Raw genomic sequence first — 26,464 nt, 5'->3', positions numbered from 1 at the left:
TGCGCGCAACGGCGCCGCGCGGACGGCAAAGGAGCTGATCATGAACGGGCTTGGCGGATTGAACAAATCTCCCAACGGCGTTGTCATCGGGCTCGTGCAGCTGCAACTGCCGAATGTCGTGACGCAGGCCGATCTGGCCCGGCAGACCGAGCGTATCGTCTGGATGGTCGGCAAGGCCCGCCGCAATCTCTCCACCATGGACCTTGTGGTGTTCCCCGAATACGCGCTGCACGGCCTCTCGATGGATACCAATCCCGAGATCATGTGCCGGCTCGACGGGCCCGAGGTCGCCGCCTTCAAGCAGGCCTGTGCCGACAACAGGATCTGGGGCTGCTTCTCCATCATGGAGTTCAACCCGGATGGCAATCCCTACAATTCGGGCCTGATCATCGACGATAACGGCGAGATCAAGCTCTACTACCGCAAACTCCATCCCTGGATTCCGGTCGAGCCGTGGGAGCCGGGCGATGTCGGCATTCCCGTGATCGAGGGACCGAACGGGGCGAAGATCGCGCTGATCATCTGCCACGACGGCATGTTCCCGGAGATGGCGCGGGAATGCGCCTACAGGGGCGCCGAGATCATGATCCGCACCGCCGGCTACACCGCGCCGATCCGCGATTCTTGGCGCTTCACCAACCAGGCCAATTCGTTCCAGAACCTGATGGTCACCGCGAATGTCTGCATGTGCGGCTCGGACGGCTCATTCGATTCCATGGGCGAAGGCATGATCGTCAATTTCGACGGCAGCGTGCTGGCGCACGGCACCACCGGCCGCGCCGACGAGATCATCACGGCCGAGGTCCGGCCGGACCTCGTGCGCGAAGCCCGCATCAATTGGGGCGTCGAGAACAACATCTACCAGCTCTGGCACCGCGGCTATGTCGCGGTGAAGGGCGGCGCGATGGACTGCCCCTACACGTTCATGCAGGACATGGTCGCGGGCACCTATCGTCTGCCCTGGGAAGACGAGGTCAAGATCACCGACGGCAGCTCCTGTGGCTTTCCGGCCCCGACGCGGATGTTCGGCAAGACCGCGAAGGCGGCGGAATAGGCCAATTTCGGCTAGATACGCGACAATCTGGCACGGTTGTTGCTCCTTCCTGACGATTGAGACGTCGTCAGAAACGGGGGAGCTATCATGTCGACCATTGCCGCGGCCCCGGCCGCCGAGCGCAAGCCGCTTTACACATCGCTGTTCGTCCAGGTCCTGGCCGCGCTCGTGCTCGGCATCATCCTCGGCATGGCCGTCCCGGACTTCGCCGTCAGCCTGAAGATCCTCAGCGACGCCTTCCTGAAGCTGATCTCGATGATCGTGGCCCCCATCGTGTTCTGCGTCGTCGTGCACGGCATCGCCGGCGCCGGTGACCTCAAGAAGGTTGGCCGGGTCGGCGCCAAAGCGCTGCTCTATTTCGAGGTGATGACGACCGTGGCGCTCGTGGTTGGGCTCATACTCGCCTACATCTTCGGTCCCGGCCACGGCATGAACATCGATCCCTCGACGCTCGACGCCAAGGCCCTCAACACTTATGCCGACAACGCCCATAAGCTCCAGGGCGCGGGCATCGGCTCCTTCCTGCTCAACGTGATCCCGACTACGTCGTTTGATGCGCTATCGCGCAACGACGTGCTCCAGGTGCTGTTCTTCGCCGTCCTGTTCGGCGTCGGTCTCGCATTGGTCGGCGGCGAGAAGGGCAAGCTCGTCACCTCGATGATCGATGCCGCCTCAACCGTGCTGTTCCGTGTCATGGGGCTAATCGTCCGGGTCGCGCCGCTTGGCGTGCTCGGCGCGGTCGCCTATACCGTCGGCAAATACGGCGTCGGCTCGCTGAAGCAACTCGTCTCGCTGGTCCTGCTGTTCTATGTCTCGGTCGGCATCTTCGTGCTCGGCGTCCTCGGCAGCGTGATGGCGCTCGCCGGAATCAACATCCTCAAATTCCTCGCCTACCTGCGCGAGGAACTGACCATCGTGCTGGCGACCGCATCTTCTGACGCGGTGTTGCCGCAGATCATGAAGAAGCTCGAGCGGATGGGTGTGAAGGATTCCGTGGTCGGCCTCGTGATTCCGACCGGCTATTCCTTCAACCTCGACGCCTTCTCGATCTACCTCACGCTCGCCGTCGTGTTCATCGCACAGGCGACCAACACGCCGCTGTCCTTCGGCGATCTGCTGCTGGTGCTCGGCGTCTCCCTGATCACCTCCAAGGGCGCGCACGGCGTGCCGGGCTCCGCGATCGTGATTCTGGCCGCAACACTCAACGCAGTGCCGAGCATTCCCGCGATCGGCCTCGTCCTGGTGCTCTCGGTCGACTGGTTCATCGGCATGGCGCGTGCCGTCGGCAACCTCATCGGCAATTGCGTTGCCACCGTCGTGGTGGCCGCCTGGGAAGGTGACCTCGATCGCGCCAAGGCGGCCAAGGTTCTCGAAGACGGCGAACTGGTGGACGTGACTGCTGGATAGCCCGCGGATCAATCATTCCACTGGAGGAGCGGCGTTCCATACGCCCTCCTCCAGACCGACAGGAAGCGCGGAAACCAGGAGTGCGCCACCGCACCTTTATAGGCCCAGGTGCGATATTTCAGACCCTGTTCCGAGATCAGCTCCTGGTATCCGCCGTGAACCTCGGTTGCGGTCCGGATGTCCTTCAAGATCCCCTGCGCGCAGGTCCGATAGGTATCGCTCCCCGAGGCTTCATCGAAGTCCAGCATGCGATCCGCGAACTCGACGTTGAATGTCGGCCAGGAGGAGCGCCCCTGATAGGCAGGCGCCGCAATCTTGTGGATCATCTTGTTCCGCGGATTATCCGCGGAGACCAGGAAGTGGAACGTGCTGGGGATACGGAAGCGCGGCTCGGCAATCACCAGATCCGTCGTAGCCGCAAACAGCGCGCGCTCGCTCGCATCGTTCATGTCCCAGAAGCCGCGATGCACGCTGACGAAATCCAGCGCGACCGATGACACCGGCGAGCCCGCCGGGCCATCCAGCGAATGCCTGATATAGCCGTCCTTGCCAAACACGTGGAACAGCTCCTTCTTGTATTGCGCAAGGTCGCGCCCGAGCAGCCGCTTCAGCTCGTTCTCGTCGACGATTCCGAGCTGCAGGCCCCACACGAACGTTGTGTAGACGCAGGCGTTGGTGACGAAACGCCTGCGCTCGGCACGAGTATCCGTCGCCGCGGAACGCGGCGCGCGGGCGTCGCACAGCATTGCGCCGCCATCGTATGGCTCGAGCTCGCTTGCAAGCTTGAGGATCGCACGCTTCAGGTCGCCGCCATACTCGGCCAGTAACAGCCGGCCAGCATGCGCGCATTGTGACATCGCCAGGTGGGACGACGCTCTCTCTTCGGCACTCGTCATCTGCTGGAGACCGGCAAGAATGCCGAGCAGCGTATCCGAGGGCCGCGAAAAATAGTTCACGCCGAGATACCGGCCGCGTCCCGCAGGCACGATGGTCGTCGTGACGACGTCAGCGCGAACCGCCTCCAGCAACAGACGGACGCTCTTTTCAAGCAGCCGGGCTCGCCGGACCGCGTCCTGCGAATCCATAATGGTCTCGGGGTCGAGAACGTCGGGATAGAACCAGGCGAAATCGCGCGGGTAATAGGCGGAGGCGTGCGGTGCGCCCGTGACGAGGAAAGCCTCAGTTACCGAAAAGGCGCTGTCCATCGAGTGCCGGTACAGGTCCTCGATGGCTGATAACGAATGATGCGATTTTCTCAGGAAACGATCACCGAGGAAATTGACCGCCTGAAGCGCGTTGGCGACGAAGGTCGCAGCGCCGCCTTGGTAAAACCGATTTCCGCGATGTGACGGCAAGGAAATATCACTGCTCATATGCGCCTGGCGTCTCGTGATCCCGGCGATGGCCGGTCACCGCTCCAAGCATGGCTGATTCGTGTCTCGCCCCGATGACGTCCGGATTCCCGACGGTCAGTTCGAGTTGGCGCGATCCTCCCGCGGCCTGAAGTTCTCGACCACCCTGAGCAGCACCCGTGCACCGGCGTCGGCATCGGCGAGCTCGACATGCTCATCCGGATGGTGACTAACGCCACCGCGACAGCGAACGAAGATCATGCCGACGTCGGCGATGTCGATCATGGCCATGCCGTCATGCCCTGCCCCGCTCGGCAGCTCGAACGCGGAGCCCCCCTCCCCCGCGATCGCCTGCGCAATCTGGTCTTTCAGCCAGGGTGCGCAAGGCGCGGTGCGGTTCTCGTGGGTAACGTCGAGCTGAAGCGCCAATTGCCGGCGTTTTGCGATGGCCTCGATCTGACGGACGATATCGGCAACCGCGCGCTTGCGATGCATGTCGGTCGGCGCGCGCATGTCGATGGTGAACGACACCTCGCCGGGAATGACGTTGGTCGCGCCGGGCCTCGCCTGGATGTAGCCGACGGTGCCGACCAGCCCGCTTTCGTCGGTGCGGCAAAACTGCTCGATGGCGCCGATGCATTCGGCAGCGCCGGTGAGCGCGTCGCGCCGCAGCGCCATCGGCACGGTGCCGGCGTGGCCGGCCATGCCGGTCAGCCGCGCAGCAAGCCGCGTCGCGCCGGCAATCGCGGTGACCACGCCGACGGGCAAGCTCTGCGCTTCCAGCACCGGTCCTTGCTCGATGTGCAATTCGAGATAGGCGAGCAGCTCGCGCCGAGCCCGCGCGGCCGCGCCGATGTGATCGGGGTCGAGGCCAAACTTGACGAGCGCATCGCGCATCGTCACACCGTCACGATCGCGCGTGTTCAGGACGCTCTCGTCGAAGGTGCCGGCCACCGCGCGGCTGCCGAGCAGTGTGGACGCGAAACGCACGCCCTCCTCGTCGGCAAAGCCGACGACTTCGACGGCAAAGGGAAGGCGCTTGCCCCGGCGATTGAGATCGGCGACGCAGGAGATGGCCGTAATCACACCCAGCGGCCCGTCCCATTTGCCGGCGTCGCGCACGGTGTCGTAGTGCGAGCCCAGCATCAGGCAGGGCGCCCCCGGCCGCTCGCCTTCGTAGCGGCCGCAGACATTGCCGACCGCATCGAGATGTGCGCTCATGCCGGCCTCGCGCATCCAGCCCAGGATGAGCTCGGCAGCGGTCCGCAGCTCCTTGCTCAGGTAGATGCGGGTGAGCTTTTCGGGTTCTTCCGAGATCGCACCGAGCTCGTTGATGCGCCGAACGATCTCCTTGCCGAGCGATGCATCGTGAACGGCGTTACCAGCACCCATCTCGGCGAGCTTTCCATCTTCTAGAACCACAGCGGCTGCGGCCCTGGCGGCAATCGATACAAGTTCGGTGCCAGCAAAATCATGCCGACGGCACCATTCCAACCAGCGCGTGGTTAGCATGAATGCGCCTTGCCGGCAGACCGTCCGGCGCCGGTCGTACACATGCCAGAGCCGGTTAAGACTGCTTAACTCAGCTGCATACAATCAGAAAATACTGCCTATAAATTAATCTGCCAATTTCCTCATCAAGAATCTTGACTGAGAAATATAATATATATTTCAGATGCTTGAACGTAAATGCACGTTTCATAACCTCTGGCATGAAGCTTGCGACATCTTATCCGGCTCCGCCAGACCGGCGCAGCCGCGAGATTAAGGCGGGGCATCCGCCAAGGGAGCAACCAATGGATTTTGGCAGGATTTCACGACGGCATTTGTTGCAAGGCGGCGCGGCTCTCACTCTGGGCGCGGCAGCAGGCGTCCGCCCGGCCTTCGCGGCCGACACGACCATCGGCTTCATCTATGTCGGCTCGCGCGACGACTACGGCTACAACCAGGCGCATGCGCAGGGCGCGGCAGCACTGAAGAAGATTCCCGGCCTCAAGGTCGTCGAGGAAGAGAAGGTGCCGGAGACCGACGCGGTCGAGAAGACCATCGAGTCCATGATCAATCTCGACGGCGCCTCCCTGCTCTTCCCGACCTCGTTCGGCTACTACAATCCGCACATGATCAAGATGGCCAACAAGTTCCCGAAGCTGCGCTTCGAGCACTGCGGCGGCCTCTGGAGCGACAAGGATCCGAAGAACGCCGGCAGCTATTTCGGCTACATCGACGAGGCCCAATACATCTCGGGCATCGTCGCCGGCTACACCTCCAAGACCGGCAAGCTCGGCTTCGTCGCCGCCAAGCCGATCCCGCAGGTGCTGCGCAACATCAACGCCTTCGCGCTCGGCGCCAGGCTCGCCAACCCGAAGGCCACCACGCAGGTGATCTTCACCGGCGACTGGTCGATGCCGGTCAAGGAAGCCGAAGCCACCAACAGCCTGATCGACCAGGGCGTGGACGTCCTCACCTGTCACGTCGACGGCCCGAAGACGATGGTCGAGAACGCCGCGCGCCGCGGCGCCATGGTGTGCGGTTATCACGTCAACCAGTCGCCGCTGGCGCCGAAGGCTTATCTCACCGGCGCCGAGTGGAATTGGGAAGCGCTCTATCCGAAATTCGTCAAGATGATCGCCGCCGGCGAGAGCATTCCGAATTTCTATCGCGGCGGCCTCAAGGAAGAGATCGTCAAGACCTCGCCCTATGGCGAAGCCGTCTCCGCCGAGGCGCGCAAGCACGCCGATGACGTCAAGGCCAAATTCCTGTCCGCTGACGGCTACGCCATCTTCAAGGGGGGACTGCTCGACAACAAGGGCAAGACGGTGATCGCAGCCGGCACCGATCGCGGCCAGAAGGATCCTGAACTCGAGAAGATGGACTATCTCGTGGAGGGCGTGATCGGAGCGACTTCGTGACAACGGAAGCGGCGGATCCCACTGAAGCGGTCGGGGCTGTCGCCCCGGCCGCTGATCCCGGATTCCTCCAGCGCCACGGCACGACGATTGAATACATCCTGATCCCGGGCGCGGCGCTAGCCGGCGCGCTCGTGGTCTTCGGCATCTTCGTCGCGATGTTCGGCAAGAACCCGCTCGACCTCTATTTCTACATGTACTACGGCGCCTTCGGCACCTGGTTCTCCTGGCAGAACACACTGACGCGCGCAGCGCCCCTGATCCTCACCGCGCTCTGCACGGCGCTGCCGGCGCAGCTCGGCATGGTCATCATCGGCGGTGAAGGCGCGCTGCTGATCGGTGCGCTGTCGGCGACGAGCGCCGCACTGTTGCTTCAGGGCATGCCGCCGCTCATCGTGCAGATCGCCATGGTCATCGCCGGCGTGAGCGGCGGCGGCTTGTGGATCATGCTGGCGGGCGCGCTGCGGCAGTATCGCGGCGTCAACGAGACGATCTCGAGCCTGCTGCTCGTCTACATCGGCCTTGCGATCCTCAACCATCTCGTCGAAGGCGCGATGCGCGACCCCGCGAGCCTCAACAAGCCGTCGACCCGCGAGATCGGCGCCGCCAACATGATCGGCTCCATTCCCGGCACCGACGTGCATTGGGGTCTCGTCTTCGGCCTGATCGCCGCGGTCGCCGCCTATATCCTGATCTATCACACCGTGTTCGGATTCGCCGCGCGCGTTGCCGGCGGCAACATCCGCGCCGCAAAGATCGTCGGCCTCGGCGTCAGCAAGCTGATCCTGACCATCTGCTTCCTCGCAGGCGGCGCCGCAGGTCTTGCCGGTATGGTCGAGGTTGCAGCCGTACAGGGCCGCACCAACGCCAATCTCGCGGCGGGCTATGGCTTCACCGGCATTCTCGTTGCCTTCCTCGCGCGGCAAAATCCGCTCGCGATCATCCCCGTTGCGATCCTGCTCGGCGGCATCAGCGCCAGCGGCGGCCTGCTGCAGCGTCGCCTCGGATTGCCCGACGCATCCGTGCTGGTGCTCCAGGGCATCATCTTCGTCTTCGTGCTAGCCAGCGATGCGCTCTACGGCCGCATCGGATTTTTGAAGGGAAAGTCCTGAGATGGCTGACGGCTCAATCGGACTCTGGACCGTCCCGCTCGCCGTGCTCGGCGGCGCCATTCGCGTCTCCACACCGTTCCTGTTCGTGAGCCTCGGGGAGTGCATCACCGAGCGCTCCGGCCGCATCAATCTCGGCCTCGAAGGCACGCTGGTGATGGGCGCGATGAGCGCCTACGGCATCTCCTATCTCACCGGCTCCCCCTGGCTTGGCGTGCTCGCCGCCGGCATCACCGGCGCGCTGCTGGGCGCGCTACACGCCGGCATCTGCTCGCTGCCGCGCGTCAACGACGTCGCGGTAGGCATCGCGCTGATGCTGTTCGGCACCGGCCTCGCCTTCTATCTCGGCAAGCCGCTGATCGAACCCACCGCGCCGCGATTGCCCGCAATCGATTTCGGCTGGTGGAGCGACATCCCGCAGCTCCGCGCCGCGCTGCGCGTCAATGTCCTCTTCCTGATCGGCGTCGCGCTGGCGCCGATCCTCTATTGGGCGTTCCGCACCACGCGCTGGGGCCTTCTCATCCGCACCGCCGGCGAAAGCTCGGACGCGGCACGTGCGATGGGTCACTCCGTGCTGCTGATCCGCCTGCGCGCCACCATGGTGGGCGGCTTCCTTGCCGGCATCGGCGGCTCGTTCCTGTCGTTGTTCTATCCCGGCAGCTGGAATGAGGGCCTGTCCTCCGGCCAGGGCATCACCGCCGTAGCGCTCGTGATCTTCGCGCGCTGGGATCCCCTGCTGTGCCTGTGGGCCTCGCTCGCCTTCGGTGGCGCCGCGGCGCTCGGACCCGCGCTGCAATCGGTCGGCGTCACCTCCGGCTATCATCTCTTCAACGCGGCCCCTTACATCCTGACGCTGGCGATCATGATCGTCACCTGCTCGCCGAAACGCACGCTGACCGGAGCACCGGCCGAATTGTCGATCACCCGCTAGAGAGCAAAGTCATGCCCGAGCGCTACCTCAAGTCCGAGCCATATGCCTGGCCTTACAACGGCGATCTCCGCCCCGAGAATACCGCGCTTGTTATCATCGACATGCAGACCGATTTCTGCGGCGTCGGCGGCTATGTCGACAAGATGGGCTATGACCTCTCGCTGACGCGAGCCCCGATCGAGCCGATCAAGAAGCTGCTCACGGCGATGCGCGCCCAAGGCTTTCACATCATCCATACTCGCGAGGGCCATCGTCCCGATCTTTCCGACCTGCCCGCCAACAAGCGCTGGCGCTCGCGCCAGATCGGCGCCGGCATCGGCGATCCCGGCCCTTGCGGGCGTATCCTGGTGCGCGGCGAGCCCGGCTGGGACATCATCGAGGAGCTTAGCCCCCTGCCGGGCGAGCCCATCATCGACAAGCCCGGCAAAGGCTCTTTCTGCGCCACCGATCTGGAACTGATCCTGCGCGTCCGCGGCATCGAGAACATCGTGCTGACGGGCATCACCACCGACGTCTGCGTCCACACCACCATGCGCGAGGCCAACGACCGCGGCTTCGAATGCGTGCTGCTGCACGATTGCTGCGGCGCGACCGACAAGAGCAACCACGAGCACGCGCTCAAGATGATCAAGATGCAGGGCGGCGTGTTCGGCGCGGTCTCGACATCCGACGCCTTCATCGGAGCGATTTCGTGATCATCGGCGAAACGCCCCCGCCGCCGGGCGCCTTCGGCGTCAACGCCATCGCCATGACGATGCGCTTCGGCGACTTTCTGGCGCTCGACAATGTCGAGCTGAAGGTGCGGCCGGGCTCGTTCCATGCCCTGCTCGGCGAGAACGGCGCCGGCAAGTCCACCCTCGTCAAATGCATCATGGGCTATTACCACGCGACCGAAGGCGACATCATCGTCGGCGACCGCGAGCAGGCCATCGCCAACCCGAAGGACGCCCACGCGCTCGGCCTCGGCATGGTCTACCAGCATTTTACGCTGGTGCCGGCCATGACAGTCGCCGAGAACCTCGTGCTGGCGCGCGACGATGTGCCGGCCGTGGTGAACTGGCCGAAGGAGATGAAGGAGCTCGAGGCGTTTCTGGCGCAGATGCCGTTCAAGGTCCCGCTCGGTGCAAGGGTTTCCGACATCTCCGCCGGCGAGCGGCAAAAGTGCGAGATCCTCAAGCAGCTCTATTTAAAGCGCCGCTTCCTGATCCTGGACGAACCGACCTCGGTGCTGACGCCGGCGGAAGCCGACGAAGTGCTCGGCATGCTCCGCGACATGGTCGTCAGGGGCGAGCTGACCATCCTGATGATCACGCACAAGTTCCGCGAGGTCATGGCCTTCGCTGGCGACGTCACCATCCTGCGCCGCGGCAAGCTCGCCGGCGCCGGCAAGGTCGCCGAGCTCACGCCAGATGCGATGGCACGCACCATGATTGGTGCAGAGGAACTGACGGTCCAGCCGCCGCGCACTGGGGAAGCCGGCAAGGCACGCCTTGAGCTGAAAAAAGTCCGCGCGCTCGACGATGCCGGCGCGGTCGCCGTGCACGACGTCTCCCTTACGGTCCGTGCCGGCGAGATCGTCGGCATCGCCGGCGTCTCCGGCAACGGTCAGCGCCAGCTCGTCGAGGTGCTGGCGGGCCAGCGCGAGGCCGAGAGCGGCGAAATCAGTGTCGCGGGCGACCCCTACCACGCCAGCCGCGAGGAGATGCGCCGCCACAGGATGTCGCTTCTCCCCGAGGAGCCGCTGAAGAACGCCTGCGTCGGCGGCATGAGCGTTGCCGACAACATCGCCTTCCGCGAGTTCGATCGCGCCCCGTTCGCGAGCGGCGGCTGGTGGCTCAACCGCGGCGCCTTCCGCGACGACGCGAAGAAGAAGATCGGGCAGTACAAGATCAAGACCCGCACGCCGGACACCCCGATCTCGGCGCTGTCGGGCGGCAATGTCCAGCGCACCGTGCTCGCCCGCGAACTCGGCGGTGACGTCGAGGTGCTGATCGCGGCCAATCCCTGCTTCGGCCTCGACTTCGCGGCGGTCGCGCAGATCCACGCCGAGATCATGGCCGCGCGTAACCGTGGCGCGGCGGTGCTGCTGGTCAGCGAAGACCTCGATGAACTGCTCGAATTGTCGGATCGCCTCGTGGTGATGTTCCACGGCGAATTCGTGTATGAAGCACGGACCAGCGAAGCCGACCTCACCGTGGTCGGCCGGCACATGGCGGGGCACTGACTGGTCGATTGAGCATGATCCTTCCGGAAAACCGCTGCACACTTTTCCGGATCATGCTCCAGGAGGATCGATGGACGACGCATCAGAGCGCGACGAGCACTTTTTGCGTTTGTCCTTCGCGGTCGCCCGCCGCTCCCTCACCCATGGCAACCACCCCTTCGGCTGCATAATCGTCGATGCAGACGGCCAGGTGCTGATCGAGACCGAGAACGGCTACATGCCGGACCACGACGGCACCGCGCATGCCGAGCGCCTCGCGGCCACTCAGGCCTGCCGCACGCTCGGCCGAGAGGTGCTGGCAACAGCGACGCTCTATTCCTCCGCAGAACCCTGCGCGATGTGCGCCGGCGCAATCTACTGGGCCGGCATCGGCCGCGTCGTCTACGGCCTCAGCGAACACCGCCTGCGCGGCGTCACCGGAAACCACCCGGAGAATCCGACGCTCGATCTGCCCTGCCGCGAGGTCTTTGCCAGCGGCCAGCGGCCGACCGAGGTCGTTGGGCCGCTGCTCGAGGATGAAGCCGAAGCGTTGCACGATGGTGTGTGGACGAAGTAGGCGGCACTAGCTGCTACGCTACGAGGAAGCGCGGCCCAAAGGAATCAGCCTAACCTAAAACGAAGATGACGCCGCGGAGGTTGGACGCGGCGTCATCGTCTCGCACCTGAAGAACTCAGGTGGTTAGAACTTCACAGTGATGCCGGAGTACAGCGAGGACTCGGTGCAGGACCCGGTGCTCACTTTCGTCGCACCGACGAAGGTGGTGCAGGCAAAAGCATTGTTGTGGTCGAGGCCGAACTTGTTCTGCCAGTAGCGATAGGCAACCCAGACGTCCACGAAGTGAGAGTACTTGTCACCCCAGATTGCCTTTGAGGCATCGAGGGTCAGGCGGATCGGCTCCGCGTTGAACTCGACCTTGGTGGGATAGACGCCGTTGGCGACGCTGGCCGGAAGCGGCTCGGTGTCCGTTCCCTTCTTGCCGTACCAGGCGGCGCGGCCGCTAATGGAGAAATACTGCATGTTCTGCGGCAGGAAGCCGAGGTCCATGTAGTAGTTGGTTTCGATCGCCCAGGTCGGCTTGAACGACGTGTTGCCGTCGGCGATACACGGGGCAGACCAACCGGCGCCGCACTGCGAGAAGGAGTTGTGGTTGGCGAACTCCCAATAGACCAGCGGCGCTACGTTGAAATAGCCCTTGTATGGAAGGTCGAAGGCGAACTGCAGACCGCCGACCACGTCGCGCTTGGCGGCGCCGAAATAGCGGTTCTCCGTATTGGCATCCATGCCAACCTCGAACGAGATGTTGTGCAGCGGCCCCATGGTGAAGGCCTTGGTGTTGAAGATCTCGTTCCAGCCGAAGGTCGAGCGGAACAGGCCGTAGATTTCGGTTGCGCCGGCGCAGCTTGTGGGCGTCGCCGCAAAGCCTGCAGCCGGTGACACGATCACGCCGGTAGCGGTGCAAGGCCCTGCCGGATCGTTGTGGTCCGACTTGAACATCGAGATCGTGAAGAAGTTTGTGCCGTACGCCCAGGCGTCGAAGTGCGTGAAGGAATAGACCTGCTTCGTCGTCTTGGCGTTGATCACACCATTGGTGTTGGTGAACGCGCCGGGCTGTGAGGCATTGAAGATGTAAGAGAAGGTGACACGGTCGTCGATCACCAGGAAGAACGGCAGGTCCGCTGCCTTCTTGGCAGCCTTGACCGGCAGATCCGCCGCCTGAGCCAAGCCGGTGGTGGCAAGCGTAGCAAGTGACAGCGCCGCGGCTGCAATTGCCTTGAAACGAAACGACATCCTGAATACCCCCAAGTTTGGACACGTAAAAATGAACGTCCCTTGGTGCGACACTTGCGCCGATCTCCCGGGGTGAGAAGCCTCAACTTTTTTCAAGGCATGCCGCATGTTTCGGCAGCAGGCGGCGTTGCACCGCGGAATTTCAGGAGTTTTTGCGCTTCGCGATCGCCTGCGCCCGGCAACGTAATGCCCGTCCTTGCCGGACATTCCCGTTTGATTCTGCTTGTCTTTCACGTCGCTCCGACAGCGCGGACATGATCGCCGGTGACGTCGGTCGCGTCGGCCCGGAATTGCATACGCGTGCTGGCGCGATTTTGCTCAACTTCACGTCAAGCCTGCACAGCGGGTTCCGATTTGGATTGGACCGTCACAATTCTGCAACAGGCATCGCTTGCGGAGACAAGGGTAAAGGCACTCCCGAATTCCGGCTGGGGACAATCATCGGCTGGCGCGGACCGCGACTCGCAGCACCGGCCGCCTGCCGAAGCGTTGAGCAAGGGATGACGCTTTTTCACACCTTACGCGGCGGTTCAAACTAGCCCAGTATTGAGGCACTTCACCCCATGCAAGCGCATCAGCGAATGTTAGATCCGACGCCTAACGGCCTGCATTCCGGCGAGTCCCCGCTGCTTCAGACGCTCGGGCTCACCAAGCGCTATGGCGATTTCCTCGCCAACGATTCCATCGACATCGATATCTGGCCAAAGCAAATCCACGCTTTGCTTGGCGAAAACGGCGCCGGCAAGTCGACGCTGGTCAAGGCGATCTACGGACTGATCCAGCCCAGCGCCGGCGAGATTCGCTGGCAGGGGCAGCCCATCATGCTGTCCGGCCCCTCCGAGGCGCGCAGCCGCGGCATCGGCATGGTGTTCCAGCATTTCTCGCTGTTCGACAATCTCACCGTCGCCGAGAACGTTGCGCTCGGCCTCGACGGCAAGGAATCCTTCAAGGACATGTCGGCACGGCTGGAGCAGGTCTCGAAGACTTACGGACTGCCGCTCGATCCCAAACGCGAGGTCTGGCAATTGTCGGTCGGCGAGCGGCAGCGCATCGAGATCGTGCGCGCGCTGATGCAGGACCCGAAATTCCTGATCCTGGACGAGCCCACCGCGGTGCTCACGCCGCAGGAAGCCGACCAGCTCTTCATCGTGCTGGAGCGCCTCAAGGCTGAAGGCCGCGCCATCCTCTACATCAGCCACAAGCTGGAGGAGGTGAAGCGCCTGTGCGACACTGCCACGATCCTTCGCGGCGGCAAGAAGGTGGACACCTGCAATCCCAGGCTCGAGACCGCGGCCTCGCTCGCGCGCATGATGGTCGGTGGCGAGATCAAGGAGGTGAAGGCGGCGGCTGGCCGGAAGACCACGGTGCCGCGGCTCGTCGTCAACGATCTATCGCTTGCCCCAGGCGAAGCACATGGCGTGCGGCTCGAGCACATCTCGTTCGAACTCAAGGGCGGCGAAATTCTTGGCATTGCGGGCGTCGCCGGTAACGGCCAGGACGAGCTGTTCGCGGCGCTCTCCGGCGAGCGCCTCTCGAAGGACCCCGGCACGGTGGTGATCGAGGGCATTGCCGCCGGCCACCTCTCGATCACGCAGAGGCGCAAGCTCGGCGCCGCCTTCGTGCCCGAGGAACGGCTCGGCCACGGCACCGCGCCGCGCATGAAGCTGTCGGAGAACGCACTGCTGACCGGGCACGCCGCCAGCGGCATGGTCCATCACGGCTTCATCGACACCGCGGCCACGCTGAAGACGGTCGATCGCGCCACCGAAACGTTTGACGTGCGCAAGGCCAAGCGCGATCCGGAAGCTGCGAGTCTTTCCGGCGGCAATCTGCAAAAATTCATCGTCGGACGCGAGATCCTGCGCAACCCGGCGGTGCTGGTGGTGAGCCAGCCGACCTGGGGTGTCGATGCCGGTGCCGCCGCCGTCATCCGTCAGGCGCTGCTTGATCTCGCGACCGCGGGCGCCGCCGTGCTCGTGACCAGCCAGGACCTCGACGAACTCGCCGAGATTGCCGATCGCATCGCCGTGATGTTCCACGGCCATCTGTCCGCCCCGCTCGCCACCGCTGATGCGACACGCGAAAAGCTCGGCCTTCTCATGGGCGGCAGCAGCCTCGAGCCGAAGGAGGCCGCGCATGCAGTTGGTGCTTGAGAAGCGCGCCGAACGCTCCAACACGATCGCGCTGGTCTCGCCGCTGATCGCGATCGGGCTGACGATCGTCACCATGACCATCCTGTTCGCAATCCTCGGCAAGAATCCCCTGCTCGCGCTGCATGCCTATTTCATCGCGCCTTTGACCGACAGTTATTCGCTTCAGGAGATCGCGGTGAAGGCGACGCCGCTGGTGATGATCGCGATCGGTCTGTCGCTCTGCTATCTCGCCAATGCCTGGAACATCGGCGCCGAGGGGCAGTTCCTGATCGGCGCGGTCGCCGGAAGCTGGATCGCGGTGAAGACGCAGGGTACCGACGCCGGCCCCTGGGTGCTGCCGGCGATGCTCGTGCTCGCCGCGGCCGGTGGCGCGCTCTACGCGCTGATCCCGGCGATCTGCAAGGTGAAGTTCGGTGCCAGCGAAATCCTCACCAGCCTGATGCTGGTCTATGTCGCCGATCTCTTCCTCGACTATCTCGTGCGCGGACCCTGGCGCGATCCGCACGGCTTCAACTTCCCGACCACGGCCGAATTCGATCCGGTGGCGACAGTGCCGCTGCTGATCGAAGGCGGCCGGCTGCATCTCGGCTCGATCATCGCGCTGCTCGTCGTCGCAGCAGCAGCGATCTTGCTTGGGCGCACCATCAAGGGTTTTGAGATTCGCGTTGTCGGTGCTGCGCCCCGCGCCGCACGGTTCGGCGGCTTCAATTCCAACCAGCTGGTCATCCTGACCTTCGCGGTCTCGGGCGCACTCGCGGGCATAGCGGGCATCATCGAAGTCGCAGGTCCGGTCGGGCATCTCCAGCCCGGCATCTCGCCGGGCTACGGTTTTACCGCGATCATCGTCGCCTTCCTCGGCCGCCTGAACCCGCTTGGAATATTAATTGCAGGCCTTTTTCTCGCACTGACCTTTATCGGCGGCGAGCAGGCGCAGATCGCGATGAAGATCCCGTTGGATGTCACCAAGGTGTTTCAGGGCATCCTGTTGTTCTACGTGCTCGCCTGCGATTCCCTCATTCTCTACCGCTTCAAGCTGGTGTTGCCGAACCGACAGGTGGCTCGTGGAACTCATTGAGGCCATCATCCTGGCGGTGCTCGCCGCATCGACGCCGCTGCTGATCGCGGCGACCGGCGAGCTCGTGACCGAGCGCTCCGGCGTGCTCAATCTCGGCGTCGAGGGCATGATGATCGTCGGCGCGGCCTGCGGCTTCGGCGGCGCCTGGCTCACCGGCTCGATCTTCATCGGTGCTCTCTTCGGCATCGTCGCAGGCGCGCTGATGTCGCTGGTGTTCGCGCTGATGGCACTCGGGCTCGCCGTCAACCAGGTCGCGACGGGTCTCGCGCTGACCATTCTCGGCGTCGGTCTCTCCGGCCTGATCGGCGCGGGCTTCGTCGGCGAGCGCATCACGCCGGCCGCGCACCTCTATATTCCGGGCCTCACAGACCTTCCACTAATCGGCCGTGTGCTGTTCGGCGAGGACGCCTTCGTCTATTTCTCTCTCGCTCTGATCGTCGGCGTCTGGTGGTTCCTGTACCGCACACGGGCGGGGTTGATCCTGCGCGCCTGCGGCGACAACCACGTCTCCGCGCATGCGCTCGGCTACCCCGTGCTGCGCATCCGCACCTTCGCGGTGATGTTCGGCGGCGGCTGCGCTGGACTTGCCGGCGCTTATTTGCCGCTCGCCTACACGCCGTTCTTCATTCCCGGCATGACCGCAGGCCGCGGCTGGATCGCGCTTGCGCTGGTCGTGTTCTCATCTTGGCGGCCCGGCCGGCTCGTGGTCGGCGCTTATCTGTTCGGCGCGGTGACGATCCTGCAACTGCATGCGCAAGGCTGGGGCGTCGGCATTCCCTCGCAATTCATGTCGGCGCTGCCTTACCTCGCGACCGTCATCGTGCTGGTCCTGCTCTCCCGCGCGCGCGCCGGCGGCTCGACCGCACCGGCCGCGCTCGGCACCGTGTTCGTGCCTGACCGCTGAGTTTTATTTCCGCGGCGTGCGCGATGGGGCGCGCATGTTGCGGATCGTGGCTTTCCCCTGATGTTTGGAGATTGATGATGAGGAAATCACTTCTTGCGCTGGCTGCTGGCCTTCTGCTTGCCGGAAGCGTCAGTGCAGCCTCCGCCGCCGACAAGCTGAAAGTCGGTTTCATTTACCTCGGCCCGATCGGAGACCTCGGCTGGACCTACCAGCACGACCTCGGCCGGCAGGCGCTGGTGAAGGAGCTGGGCGACAAGATCGAGACCACCTATCTCGAGAACGTACCCGAAGGTCCCGACGCCGAGCGCGCCATCGAGCAGCTCGTCCGCGCCGGCAACAAGCTGATCTTCACGACGTCGTTCGGCTACATGGACCCGACGCTGAAGGTCGCCAAGAAGTATCCGAATGTGCATTTCGAGCACTCGACCGGCTACAAGCGCGACAAGAACATGTCGACCTATTCGTCGAAGTGGTACCAGGGCCGCTACATCCAGGGCCTGATCGCAGCCAAGATGTCGAAATCAGGCGTGCTCGGCTATATCGGCTCGTTCCCGATCCCCGAGGTCGTCTCCGGCATCAACGCGACGATCCTGGCGGCGCAGACGATCAACCCGAACATTAAGGTCAAGATCATCTGGGCCAACACCTGGTTCGACCCGGGCAAGGAGGCCGACGCCGCCAAGGCGCTGATCGACCAGGGCGCCGACGTGATCATGCAGCACACGGATTCGCCCGCCGCGATGCAGATTGCCAGCGAACGCGGCAAGTTCGCTTTCGGTCAGGATTCCGAGATGATCAAGTTCGGTCCCAAGACCCAGCTGACCTCGATCCTCGACACCTGGGGCCCCTACTACATCGAGCGCGTCAAGGCAGAGCTTGCCGGCACCTGGAAGTCCGAGGACACTTGGGGCGGCCTCGACAGCCACATGTTCGCGATGGCGCCCTACACCAACATGCCTGACGACGTGAAGAAGATCGCCGAGGATGCCCAGGCCGCGATCACCGCGGGCAAGCTGCACCCGTTCAGATGCCCGGTCATTGGGCAGGACGGCAAGGAGGTCGAGTGCAAGGGCGGCGCCAATCTCGACGCCGGGCAGATCCTCGGCATGAATTTCTACGTCAAGGGCATCGACGACAAGCTGCCGGGCAAGTAGCACGCTTCTTGCATTGACTATATCACCTGCTCCTCCCGGAGGAGGTTTGGAGGGGGTGGCCAGAAGCACCCGGCACTTGTGGTCGCCCCCTCCTTCTATTCTACGTGTACTACCCCGCCTGCATGGCCCGCGCCGCGGAACTGTGACGCCGGATAAGATCAGGGACGTCCAGTCCCGGGATCGCACCGTCGATCACGGCCCATTTTCCCGCCACCATCACCCGATCGGCCCGATGCGCCCCGCACAGCACCAATGCGGCCAAGGGATCGCCGTGGCCGGAGAAGCGCAATTCGTCGAGCTTGAACAGCGCGAGGTCAGCCGCCTTGCCGACCGCGATCTCGCCGAGTTCCGGCCGGCCGACGCACGCCGCCGAGCCCTTGGTGGCCCAGCGCAGCGCATCCTTGTGGCTGACTTTGGTCACCCCGTAGCGCGCCCGTTGCAGCAGGAACGCGGCCCGCACCTCCTGCATCAGGTTCGACCCGTCGTTCGAGGCGGAACCGTCGACACCGATACCGATCCCGACGCCAGCGTCTTCCATCTCGCACACCGGACAGCAGCCGGAGGCCAGGAGCTGGTTGCTGCAGGCGCAATGACTGATGGTGGTCTTGGCCTTGCCGAGCCGCTTCATCTCGTCCGCGTTGAAGAAGATACCGTGGGCGAGCCAGGTCCGTGCGTTGAGCCAGCCGCATTGATCGAGATAGTCGAGCGGACGGCAGCCATACATCTGCTGGCAGAATTTGTTCTCGTCCTCGGTCTCGGCGAGATGAGTGTGCAGGCGCACGTCGAGCTTATCGGCGAGATCGGCGGTGGCGCGCATCAGCGATGTCGTCACCGAGAACGGCGAGCAAGGGGCGAGCGCGATCTGCACCATCGCATCCGCGCCGCGCTGGTGATACTTGGCCACCACGCGCGCGCTGTCGGCGAGGATCGTGTCCTCGTCCTGCACGACACTGTCGGGCGGCAGACCGCCGTCGCGTTGCGACAGGTTCATCGAGCCGCGCGTCAGCAGCACGCGCACACCGAGCCGCTTTGCGACGTCGACCTCGATATCGACGGACTCCTCGAGCCCCGCCGGGAAGACGTAGTGATGATCCGTCGTCGTGGTGCAGCCCGAGAGCAGGAGCTCGGACATCGCCACGGTGACGCCGAGCTGCAGCCGTTCCGGCGTCAGCTTCGCCCAGACCGGATAGAGCGCCTGGAGCCAGGGAAACAGCTCACGGTCCATCGCCGCCGGCAACGCCCGCGTCAGGGTTTGGTAGAAGTGATGATGCGTGTTGATCAGGCCGGGAAGCACGACATGGTCACCCGCATCGAACACCCCGACATCGGCCGTCGCAGGATTGCCGCCGGCCGGCACCAGCTCGACGATCCGGCCGTCCTTCGCCACGATCCCGCGCTCTGCACCGTCGGCGAGGATCGCCAGCGGATCCCTGATCCAGATCGGCTTTGCGTCGCTCATGATCCCAGTTCTCCTCGTATCCACCGAAGACGGGCCTGCAAGGCAGAGGCCAGCCCGAGTGCGTTATCACCGCGAGTTGTTGTTGCCACTTGGCTCTGGTCTTGCAAGACTTTCTCTCGGTTCGATTCACTCGGTGCAAGCGCGGCGCAGCTATGGATTTGAATACCATCACGACGGTGTCGCATCCACAAACGCGCTGCGACCTGCCCGCTTGGACGGCAGGTGATGCTTGGCTCGCAGGCGGCACCTGGCTGTTCTCGGAGCCGCAGGCGCACCTCACTCGGCTGATCGATCTCACCGATCTGAAATGGCCGGCGCTGACGATCACCGAGACCCATCTCAGCGTCGCAGCTACCTGTACCGTCGCACAGCTCGATGGCTTAGCCTGCCCGCCCGACTGGCTGGCAGCACCGCTGATCGGCCAGTGCTGCCGGGCCTTCCTCGCCTCGTTCAAGATCTGGAAGACCGCGACCGTCGGCGGCAATCTTTGCATGTCGCTGCCGGCGGGACCGATGATCTCACTCACCTCGGCGCTCGACGGCGTCTGCACGATCTGGAAGGCCGGCGGCGGCGAGCAGACAATTCCTGTCATCAACTTCGTTACCGGCGACCAGCGCAATCTTTTGACGCCGGGCGACCTGATCCGACAGATCGATATCCCGGTCGCCACGCTGAAGCGCCGCACGGCGTTTCGCCATATCTCGCTCGCCCCGGTCGGCCGCTCCGCGGCGCTTCTGATCGGCAGTCTCGACGCCGATGGCATGCTGGCGCTGACAGTGACTGCATCGACGGTGCGGCCGATCCGGCTATCCTTTTCCAAGGCCCCGGTCGCGAGTGCGCTTCGCGACGCCATCGCGCAACAGATCACGGACGAGCTGTACCACACCGACATCCACGGCAAGCCGCTCTGGCGCAAGCACATGACGCTGCGGCTCGCCGAGGAGATCCGCAGTGAACTTCTCGGGGCGAGGTCCTCATGAGCTTCGAGGTCAACGGCACGCCGTTTCCGCAAGCGCCTCGCGCCGGCCAGTGCCTGCGCACGTTCCTGCGCGAGCTCGGCCAATTCGGCGTGAAGAAGGGCTGCGATGCCGGCGACTGCGGCGCCTGCACCGTGCTGCTCGACGGCGAGCCGGTGCATAGCTGCCTGATCCCTGCGTTCCGCGCCGAGGGACGCGCTATCACCACGATCGAAGGCCTTGGCGGCGAGCACGGCACGCATCCGATGCAGCAGGCATTTCTCGATGCGCAAGGCTTTCAATGCGGCTTCTGCACGGCCGGCATGATCCTGACCTGCGCCTCGCTGAACCAGGCGCAGCGCACCGATCTCGGCACCGCGCTCAAGGGCAATATCTGCCGCTGCACCGGCTATCGCGCGATCGAGGATGCGACCCTCGGAAAAAACAATATCGAGGAGAGCGTCGAGGCCGGCGCCGCATTCGGCCGGAGCCTGCCGGCGCCCGCAGGTCCCGACGTCGTGCGCGGCAAGGCGCGCTACACCTTCGACACGGAGATCGACGGCCTGCTGCATATCAAGCTGCTCCGCTCGCCTCATGCCCACGCGAAGATCGTCGCGATCGACACATCGGACGCCCTTCGCGTTCCCGGCGTGCATGCGGTGCTGACGCATCAGGATGCACCTTCGGTGCTGATGTCGACCGCGCGGCACGAGAAGGACTGGATGGATCCCGAGGACACCCGCATCCTCGACGATGTCGTCCGCTTCATCGGACAGAAGGTTGCCGCCGTCGTCGCGGAGAGCGAGGGCGCCGCCGAAGAGGCGTGCCGCCGGATCAAGGTCGATTACGAGATTTTGCCTGCGCTGATTGATCCGGAGATGGCGATGGCGCCGGGCGCACCGATCATCCACCCTGACCGCACCACCGCGAACCGGGTCGCCGATGCCCAGCGCAACCTGGTCGCGGAGACCCATGGCGAGTATGGCGATGTCGCGGCTGCGCTCGCCACATCCGCCGTCACTTACGAGGCCACCTTCCACAGCCATCGCGTGCAGCACGCCGCGCTGGAGACCCACGGCGGTCTTGCCTGGCTTGATGAGGCAGGCGCACTCAATGTCCGGACCTCGACACAGGTCCCATTTCTGACTCGACGAGCGCTGTCGGACATCTTCCAGCTTCCCATGGACAAGGTCCGCGTGTTCTGCGAACGCGTCGGCGGCGGCTTCGGTGGCAAGCAGGAGATGTTCGTCGAGGACATTTTGGCCCTTGCCGCACTGAAGACCGGGCGGCCGGTCAAGCTGGAGCTGACCCGCGAGGAGCAGTTCATCGCGACATCGACGCGGCATCCGATGCGGGTCCACATCAAGGCCGGCGCCGATGCGGAGGGCAAGCTCACCGCGCTCCAGCTCGACGTGCTCTCCAACACCGGCGCTTACGGCAATCACGCCGGCCCGGTGATGTTCCACTCGTTGTCCGAGTCCATCGCCGTCTACAATTGCCCGAACAAGAAGGTCGACGGCTTCGCCGTCTACACCAACACGGTGCCGGCGGGCGCGTTTCGCGGTTATGGCCTGCCGCAGACGCAGATCGCGGTCGAAGCCGCGATCGACGAGTTGGCCACGCAGCTCGGCATCAGCCCCTGCGACATGCGCAGGCGCAACGTCGTCAAGCTCGGCGACCCCATGCTGTCGCCGCCGCCGTCCGAATTCCACGACGTGCTCTATGGCTCCTATGGGCTCGACCAGTGCCTCGACCTCGTCGAGCGCGCGATGCAGGCGGATGGCCCGCAGCCGGAGCTGTCGCCGGAATGGCTGATCGGTGACGGCGTCGCGCTGACCATGATCGACACGGTGCCACCAGCCGGCCACATCGCGGACGCGATGATCGCGCTCAACGACGACGGCGGCTTCGACCTCACCGTCGGCACCGCTGAGTTCGGCAACGGCACCAGCACCGTGCACCGGCAGATCGCGGCAACGACGCTGGCGACCACTGTCGACAGGATTCGCCTGCGCCAGTCCGACACCGCCCATGGCGGCCACGACACCGGAGCCTATGGCAGCGCGGGCACCTTCGTCGCCGGCAAGGCGACGCATGCCGCGGCGATGCAGCTCGCAACTGATCTGAAGGTGGCGGCTGCGGATGCCTGGTTGTGCGACGTCGGAACTTGCACGCTCGAGCGTGAGACGGTCGTCAGTGGCGTCCGACGCATGTCCTTTGGCGAGCTGGCGAAACTTGCCCGCGAACGCGGCCAGCCACTCACGGCCAATGGCAATTCCGGCGGCACGCCGCGCTCGGTCGGCTTCAACGTCCAGGGTTTTCGCGTCGCCGTGAACAAGGGCACCGGCGAGCTCAGGATTCTCAAGAGCGTGCAGGCGGCGGACGCGGGCGTCGTCGCCAATCCGATGCAGTGCCGCGGCCAGGTTGAGGGCGGTGTCGCGCAGGCGCTCGGGGCTGCGCTCTATGAGGAGATGGTGATCGACGCAACCGGTCGCGTTACCAACCCGAAATTCCGCGACTACCATTTGCCCTCTTTCGCCGACGTTCCGCGCACAGAGGTCTTCTTCGCCGAGACCTCCGACACGATCGGGCCGCTCGGCGCGAAGTCGATGAGCGAGAGCCCGTACAATCCGGTCGCCGCCGCGCTCGGCAACGCCATCGCGGATGCCACCGGCATCCGCTTCACTGCGCCGCCCTTCAAGCCGGACCGGCTGTTTCCGGCACTGCACGAGAAATTTGGATAAGCATATTCGGGGGATTGATCCATGACCAGCGCAGTGCATCCCGTCGACGAGGTTTTGCCGGTCCCGCGCCTGTTGGCGCTAGGGCTCCAGCATGTGCTGGTGATGTATGCCGGTGCAGTTGCCGTGCCCCTGATCATCGGACGCGCGCTAAAACTGCCGCCGGAGGACGTCGCCTTCCTGATCAGCGCCGACCTGTTCGCGTGCGGGCTCGCAACGCTGGTCCAATGCCTCGGCTTCCCTGGCGTCGGCATCCGCCTACCCGTCATGATGGGCGTGACCTTTGCCTCGGTCGGCCCGATGCTGTCGATGGCGACAGCGCCTGATATCGGCCTGCTCGGCATCTACGGCTCCGTGATTGCAGCCGGCCTGTTCGGCATCATCGTCGCGCCGTTCGTCAGCCGGCTGCTGCCGCTGTTTCCTCCCGTCGTCACCGGCACCATCATTCTCGTCATCGGCATCTCGCTGATGCGCGTTGGCATCAACTGGGCGGGCGGCGGCCTGCCGACCTTGACGAAGATGGTCGACGGTATCCCCGGCAGCTTCCCCAATCCCGCCTATGGCCAGTTGCAGGGGCTCGGCATCTCGCTGTTCGTGCTGCTCTTCATTCTCGGCCTGATCAAATGGGGCACCGGCTTCCTCGCCAACGTCTCGGTGCTGCTCGGCATCATCGCCGGCGCCGTGCTCGCGACCATTTTGGGCGTGATGCATTTCGACAAGGTCGCGGCGGCGTCCTGGGGCGCGATCGTGATCCCGTTCCGCTTCGGCGTGCCGCAATTCCATCTCGTGCCTGTCATCACCATGTGCGTGGTCATGATCGTGGTGATGATCGAGTCGCTCGGCATGTTCCTCGCGCTCGGCGACATCACCGGCAAGTCGATCGACCGCGAAGCCCTGAGCAAGGGCTTGCGCGCCGACGGCGTCGGCACGCTGCTCGGCGGCATCTTCAATACCTTTCCCTACACCTCGTTCTCGCAGAACGTCGGCCTCGTCTCGGTCACAGGCGTGCGCTCGCGTTGGGTGACGGTGACGGGCGGCGGCATCATGCTCGTGCTCGGGCTGCTGCCGAAGCTTGCCGCACTGGTCGAGGCCGTGCCGCTGGTGGTGCTCGGCGGTGCCGGCCTCGTGATGTTCGGCATGGTCGCGGCAACAGGTGCACGCATCCTCACCTCGGTCGATTTCCGCAACAACCGCTACAATCTCTTCATCGTCGCGATCTCGATCGGCTTTGGCCTGATCCCGCTCGCAGCACCCGGCTTCTTCAGGAATCTTCCGCACGATCTCCAGCCGCTGCTGGAGTCCGGAATCCTGCTCTGCGCAATCGTCTCGGTGCTGCTCAATGCCTTCTTCAACGGCCTGAGCGGCGGCGCTGCAGCGGAAGCCGATGCAGCCGCAGTCGCATCATCCGCACAACATGTTTAACTGCCGCGATAGGTCGAATAACTCCACGGTGTGACCAGCAGCGGCACGTGGTAATGATTCTCCGGCTCGCTGATCGCAAAACGCAGCGGGATCTCGTCGAGGAACGGCGGATCTGACAGTGGCACGTTGCGCTCGGCGTAATACCTGGCGACGCTGAAGCGGAGCTCGTAGCGGCCGATCGGCAGCGGACGGCCACCGATCAATGGCTGGTCGGTACGGCCGTCTGCGTTGGTGACGGTGCGCGCGATCACGCGGCTCTCGCCGAGATTCGCGAGCTCGACGAGCTCCACCGCAATCCCCGGCGCGGGCCTGCCGGCGTGATTGTCCAGGACATGCGTGGAAAGCCGGCCATGCACTTTCAGTTTGTCGTCAGCGCTGACGAGCTGATCGAGCCGCAGCGCCGAGATACGACCAATCTCCTCGATCGCGCGCCGCGTCTCGGTCTTGGCGATATTGCGCAGCCGCGTCTCGAAGTCGCGCAGCACGGAATCCTTGGTGTGACGGCGCACGCAGACGATATAGGGGATGCCGAACTTGTCACGATACGCATTGTTGACGCGCTCGAACGCGGCGAATTCGGCCTCCGACAACCGGTCGAGGCCGGCGCTGTTCTGCTCGTCGGTCGATTCCGCTGTGAGGCCTGCCGCGCGCTGGGTCTTGTTGGCGAGATCGGGATGCGCCCGGATCAGTGCCAATTGCACATCGGGCTCCGCACTCTGGATCGCTGCCATCAGCGCGGCATGCAATTGATTGATGCCGGCAAACGGCCGCTGTCCCGCGATCTGCTCGGCGATCCACGGCGAATATTCGACGACATTGGCAAGAGCGGCGACGAAATCGGCCTTGCTTGCAGCGTTGAGGTCGGCGAGCGAAATCTGTGACATCGTGGCTCTATCCGATCTCGAACGCATCGGCCGCGAGACCCGCATGCTTGTCGTGCCAATGCTGGGCGATCTGCAACCGCGTCGGCACCCAGACGCGCTCGTGCTTGCCGATATAGTCGAGGAAGCGGATCAGCCCCGCGGCGCGGCCGGGCCGGCCGGCGATACGGCAGTGTAGCCCCACCGACATCATCTTCGGCGCGGTCTCGCCTTCGGCATAGAGCACGTCGAAGGCGTCTTTCAGATAAGTGAAAAATTGCTCACCTTCGGCAAAACCCTGCGGATTGATGAAGCGCATGTCGTTGGCATCGAGCGTGTAGGGAATGACGAGCTGCTTGCCGCTCGCGCCCTTGACCCAATAGGGCAGATCGTCGGCATAGGAATCGCAGAGATAGAGGAAGCCGCCCTCCTCCATCAGCAGACGGTTGGTGTTGATCGAAGAGCGCCCGGTGTACCAGCCGAGCGGCCGCGATCCCGTGGCCTCGGTATGGACGCGAATGGACTCGGCGATTTCGGCGCGCTCCTGCGCTTCGGTCATGTCCTTGTGCTCGATCCATTTCAGGCTGTGGCTCGCGATATCCCAGCCCGACTCCTTCATCGCAGTGACGATTTCCGGGTTGCGCTTCAGCGCGGTGGCAACGCCGAACACGGTCGTTGGCCACTTCCGCTCGCTGAACATCCGCCACAGCCGCCAGAAGCCGGCACGCGAGCCATATTCGAACATCGATTCGATATTGGCGTGGCGCTGGCCCGGCCACGGCTGCGCGCCGAGCACGTCGGACAGGAACGCTTCGGAGGCGCGATCGCCGTGCAAAATGTTGTTCTCGCCGCCCTCCTCGAAATTGACGACGAACTGCACCGCGACCTGCGCGTTGCCAGGCCAGTGCGGATGCGGCGGGTTACGGCCGTAACCGCGGAGATCGCGCGGGTAGCGGGCGTCTGGCAAC

At 64.3% G+C, this 26,464-nt stretch carries 21 protein-coding genes; 15 read left to right on the top strand and 6 right to left on the bottom strand.

Annotated features, from left to right (window positions below):
- The first annotated feature begins 40 nt into the window (after window positions 1–40).
- Complete coding sequence (locus BMW89_RS03315) at window positions 41–1,054, top strand: formamidase (RefSeq protein WP_092023370.1); 1,014 nt, start codon at window positions 41–43, stop codon at window positions 1,052–1,054.
- Window positions 1,055–1,141: 87 nt separating this feature from the next.
- Window positions 1,142–2,461: a dicarboxylate/amino acid:cation symporter gene (locus BMW89_RS03310; RefSeq protein WP_092022638.1), complete on the top strand. Its 1,320-nt coding sequence runs from the start codon at window positions 1,142–1,144 to the stop codon at window positions 2,459–2,461.
- An 8-nt stretch (window positions 2,462–2,469) separates the two neighbouring features.
- Here the strand turns inward: BMW89_RS03310 and BMW89_RS03305 are convergent, their stop codons facing one another.
- Entirely contained in the window at window positions 2,470–3,834 is a 1,365-nt protein-coding gene (locus BMW89_RS03305; RefSeq protein ID WP_092022636.1) for a hypothetical protein, read from the bottom strand.
- A gap of 96 nt (window positions 3,835–3,930) precedes the next feature.
- Window positions 3,931–5,205, bottom strand: coding sequence for an allantoate amidohydrolase (locus BMW89_RS03300; RefSeq protein WP_092022634.1), 1,275 nt, complete (start codon window positions 5,203–5,205; stop codon window positions 3,931–3,933).
- A 404-nt stretch (window positions 5,206–5,609) separates the two neighbouring features.
- On the opposite strand from BMW89_RS03300, the gene BMW89_RS03295 reads away from it, so the two are divergent.
- From BMW89_RS03295 to BMW89_RS03270, 6 genes are all read left to right on the top strand, one after another.
- Window positions 5,610–6,722, top strand: coding sequence for a BMP family ABC transporter substrate-binding protein (locus tag BMW89_RS03295; protein ID WP_092022632.1), 1,113 nt, complete (start codon window positions 5,610–5,612; stop codon window positions 6,720–6,722).
- A complete protein-coding gene (locus BMW89_RS03290) occupies window positions 6,719–7,831 on the top strand; it encodes an ABC transporter permease (RefSeq protein WP_092022630.1) in 1,113 nt (370 codons plus the stop codon). The genes BMW89_RS03295 and BMW89_RS03290 overlap by 4 nt, the downstream gene beginning before the upstream one ends.
- A gap of 1 nt (window position 7,832) precedes the next feature.
- Window positions 7,833–8,759: an ABC transporter permease gene (locus BMW89_RS03285; protein ID WP_092022628.1), complete on the top strand. Its 927-nt coding sequence runs from the start codon at window positions 7,833–7,835 to the stop codon at window positions 8,757–8,759.
- An 11-nt stretch (window positions 8,760–8,770) separates the two neighbouring features.
- Window positions 8,771–9,454, top strand: coding sequence for a biuret amidohydrolase (gene biuH / locus BMW89_RS03280; protein WP_092022626.1), 684 nt, complete (start codon window positions 8,771–8,773; stop codon window positions 9,452–9,454).
- Complete coding sequence (locus BMW89_RS03275) at window positions 9,451–10,983, top strand: ABC transporter ATP-binding protein (protein ID WP_092022624.1); 1,533 nt, start codon at window positions 9,451–9,453, stop codon at window positions 10,981–10,983. The genes biuH and BMW89_RS03275 overlap by 4 nt, the downstream gene beginning before the upstream one ends.
- Window positions 10,984–11,053: 70 nt before the next feature.
- A complete protein-coding gene (locus BMW89_RS03270; RefSeq protein WP_092022622.1) occupies window positions 11,054–11,539 on the top strand; it encodes a nucleoside deaminase in 486 nt (161 codons plus the stop codon).
- Window positions 11,540–11,662: 123 nt separating this feature from the next.
- Here the strand turns inward: BMW89_RS03270 and BMW89_RS03265 are convergent, their stop codons facing one another.
- Complete coding sequence (locus BMW89_RS03265; protein ID WP_092022620.1) at window positions 11,663–12,772, bottom strand: hypothetical protein; 1,110 nt, start codon at window positions 12,770–12,772, stop codon at window positions 11,663–11,665.
- A 581-nt stretch (window positions 12,773–13,353) separates the two neighbouring features.
- Between BMW89_RS03265 and BMW89_RS03260 the strand changes: the two genes are divergently transcribed.
- From BMW89_RS03260 to BMW89_RS03245, 4 genes are all read left to right on the top strand, one after another.
- Window positions 13,354–14,925: an ABC transporter ATP-binding protein gene (locus tag BMW89_RS03260; RefSeq protein WP_092022618.1), complete on the top strand. Its 1,572-nt coding sequence runs from the start codon at window positions 13,354–13,356 to the stop codon at window positions 14,923–14,925.
- A complete protein-coding gene (locus BMW89_RS03255) occupies window positions 14,909–16,000 on the top strand; it encodes an ABC transporter permease (protein WP_092022616.1) in 1,092 nt (363 codons plus the stop codon). Before BMW89_RS03260 ends, BMW89_RS03255 begins: the two co-directional genes overlap by 17 nt.
- Entirely contained in the window at window positions 15,987–16,904 is a 918-nt protein-coding gene (locus BMW89_RS03250) for an ABC transporter permease (protein WP_092022614.1), read from the top strand. Before BMW89_RS03255 ends, BMW89_RS03250 begins: the two co-directional genes overlap by 14 nt.
- Window positions 16,905–16,981: 77 nt before the next feature.
- A complete protein-coding gene (locus tag BMW89_RS03245; protein ID WP_177195791.1) occupies window positions 16,982–18,058 on the top strand; it encodes a BMP family ABC transporter substrate-binding protein in 1,077 nt (358 codons plus the stop codon).
- Window positions 18,059–18,167: 109 nt separating this feature from the next.
- Here the strand turns inward: BMW89_RS03245 and BMW89_RS03240 are convergent, their stop codons facing one another.
- The gene (locus BMW89_RS03240; protein ID WP_092022610.1) at window positions 18,168–19,517 is read right to left on the bottom strand and encodes an 8-oxoguanine deaminase; all 1,350 of its coding nucleotides are present in this window, start codon (window positions 19,515–19,517) and stop codon (window positions 18,168–18,170) included.
- A gap of 152 nt (window positions 19,518–19,669) precedes the next feature.
- Here BMW89_RS03240 and BMW89_RS03235 point away from each other — a divergent pair, with 152 nt between their 5' ends.
- The 3 genes from BMW89_RS03235 to BMW89_RS03225 are packed head-to-tail and all read left to right on the top strand — an operon-like array spanning window position 19,670 to window position 24,636.
- A complete protein-coding gene (locus tag BMW89_RS03235; RefSeq protein ID WP_092022608.1) occupies window positions 19,670–20,497 on the top strand; it encodes an FAD binding domain-containing protein in 828 nt (275 codons plus the stop codon).
- Window positions 20,494–23,217, top strand: coding sequence for a molybdopterin-dependent oxidoreductase (locus tag BMW89_RS03230; protein ID WP_092022606.1), 2,724 nt, complete (start codon window positions 20,494–20,496; stop codon window positions 23,215–23,217). Before BMW89_RS03235 ends, BMW89_RS03230 begins: the two co-directional genes overlap by 4 nt.
- A 21-nt stretch (window positions 23,218–23,238) precedes the next feature.
- Window positions 23,239–24,636: a nucleobase:cation symporter-2 family protein gene (locus BMW89_RS03225; protein ID WP_092022603.1), complete on the top strand. Its 1,398-nt coding sequence runs from the start codon at window positions 23,239–23,241 to the stop codon at window positions 24,634–24,636.
- On the opposite strand, the gene uraD is transcribed toward BMW89_RS03225, so the two are convergent.
- Both uraD and puuE read right to left on the bottom strand, forming a co-directional pair.
- Window positions 24,633–25,520 carry a 2-oxo-4-hydroxy-4-carboxy-5-ureidoimidazoline decarboxylase gene (gene uraD / locus BMW89_RS03220; protein ID WP_092022601.1) on the bottom strand — a complete coding sequence of 296 codons (888 nt, stop codon included), beginning with the start codon at window positions 25,518–25,520 and terminating at the stop codon, window positions 24,633–24,635. The two genes, BMW89_RS03225 and uraD, sit on opposite strands and share 4 nt — an antisense overlap.
- Window positions 25,521–25,527: 7 nt before the next feature.
- Window positions 25,528–26,463: an allantoinase PuuE gene (gene puuE, locus BMW89_RS03215; protein WP_092022599.1), complete on the bottom strand. Its 936-nt coding sequence runs from the start codon at window positions 26,461–26,463 to the stop codon at window positions 25,528–25,530.
- Between the last annotated feature and the right edge of the window lies 1 nt (window position 26,464).

The sequence above is a fragment of the Bradyrhizobium sp. OK095 genome (genome assembly GCF_900109945.1).
GTDB lineage: Bacteria > Pseudomonadota > Alphaproteobacteria > Rhizobiales > Xanthobacteraceae > Bradyrhizobium.
This window is presented reverse-complemented; position numbering and strand designations above follow the sequence as displayed.

Coding starts and splice junctions, on each gene's coding strand:
- BMW89_RS03315 (WP_092023370.1), top strand. CDS start 41: ATGAACGGGCTTGGCGGATTGAACAAATCTCCCAACGGCGTTGTCATC.
- BMW89_RS03310 (WP_092022638.1), top strand. CDS start 1,142: ATGTCGACCATTGCCGCGGCCCCGGCCGCCGAGCGCAAGCCGCTTTAC.
- BMW89_RS03305 (WP_092022636.1), bottom strand. CDS start 3,834: ATGAGCAGTGATATTTCCTTGCCGTCACATCGCGGAAATCGGTTTTAC.
- BMW89_RS03300 (WP_092022634.1), bottom strand. CDS start 5,205: ATGGGTGCTGGTAACGCCGTTCACGATGCATCGCTCGGCAAGGAGATC.
- BMW89_RS03295 (WP_092022632.1), top strand. CDS start 5,610: ATGGATTTTGGCAGGATTTCACGACGGCATTTGTTGCAAGGCGGCGCG.
- BMW89_RS03285 (WP_092022628.1), top strand. CDS start 7,833: ATGGCTGACGGCTCAATCGGACTCTGGACCGTCCCGCTCGCCGTGCTC.
- biuH (WP_092022626.1), top strand. CDS start 8,771: ATGCCCGAGCGCTACCTCAAGTCCGAGCCATATGCCTGGCCTTACAAC.
- BMW89_RS03270 (WP_092022622.1), top strand. CDS start 11,054: ATGGACGACGCATCAGAGCGCGACGAGCACTTTTTGCGTTTGTCCTTC.
- BMW89_RS03265 (WP_092022620.1), bottom strand. CDS start 12,772: ATGTCGTTTCGTTTCAAGGCAATTGCAGCCGCGGCGCTGTCACTTGCT.
- BMW89_RS03260 (WP_092022618.1), top strand. CDS start 13,354: ATGTTAGATCCGACGCCTAACGGCCTGCATTCCGGCGAGTCCCCGCTG.
- BMW89_RS03255 (WP_092022616.1), top strand. CDS start 14,909: ATGCAGTTGGTGCTTGAGAAGCGCGCCGAACGCTCCAACACGATCGCG.
- BMW89_RS03245 (WP_177195791.1), top strand. CDS start 16,982: ATGAGGAAATCACTTCTTGCGCTGGCTGCTGGCCTTCTGCTTGCCGGA.
- BMW89_RS03240 (WP_092022610.1), bottom strand. CDS start 19,517: ATGAGCGACGCAAAGCCGATCTGGATCAGGGATCCGCTGGCGATCCTC.
- BMW89_RS03235 (WP_092022608.1), top strand. CDS start 19,670: ATGGATTTGAATACCATCACGACGGTGTCGCATCCACAAACGCGCTGC.
- BMW89_RS03230 (WP_092022606.1), top strand. CDS start 20,494: ATGAGCTTCGAGGTCAACGGCACGCCGTTTCCGCAAGCGCCTCGCGCC.
- BMW89_RS03225 (WP_092022603.1), top strand. CDS start 23,239: ATGACCAGCGCAGTGCATCCCGTCGACGAGGTTTTGCCGGTCCCGCGC.
- uraD (WP_092022601.1), bottom strand. CDS start 25,520: ATGTCACAGATTTCGCTCGCCGACCTCAACGCTGCAAGCAAGGCCGAT.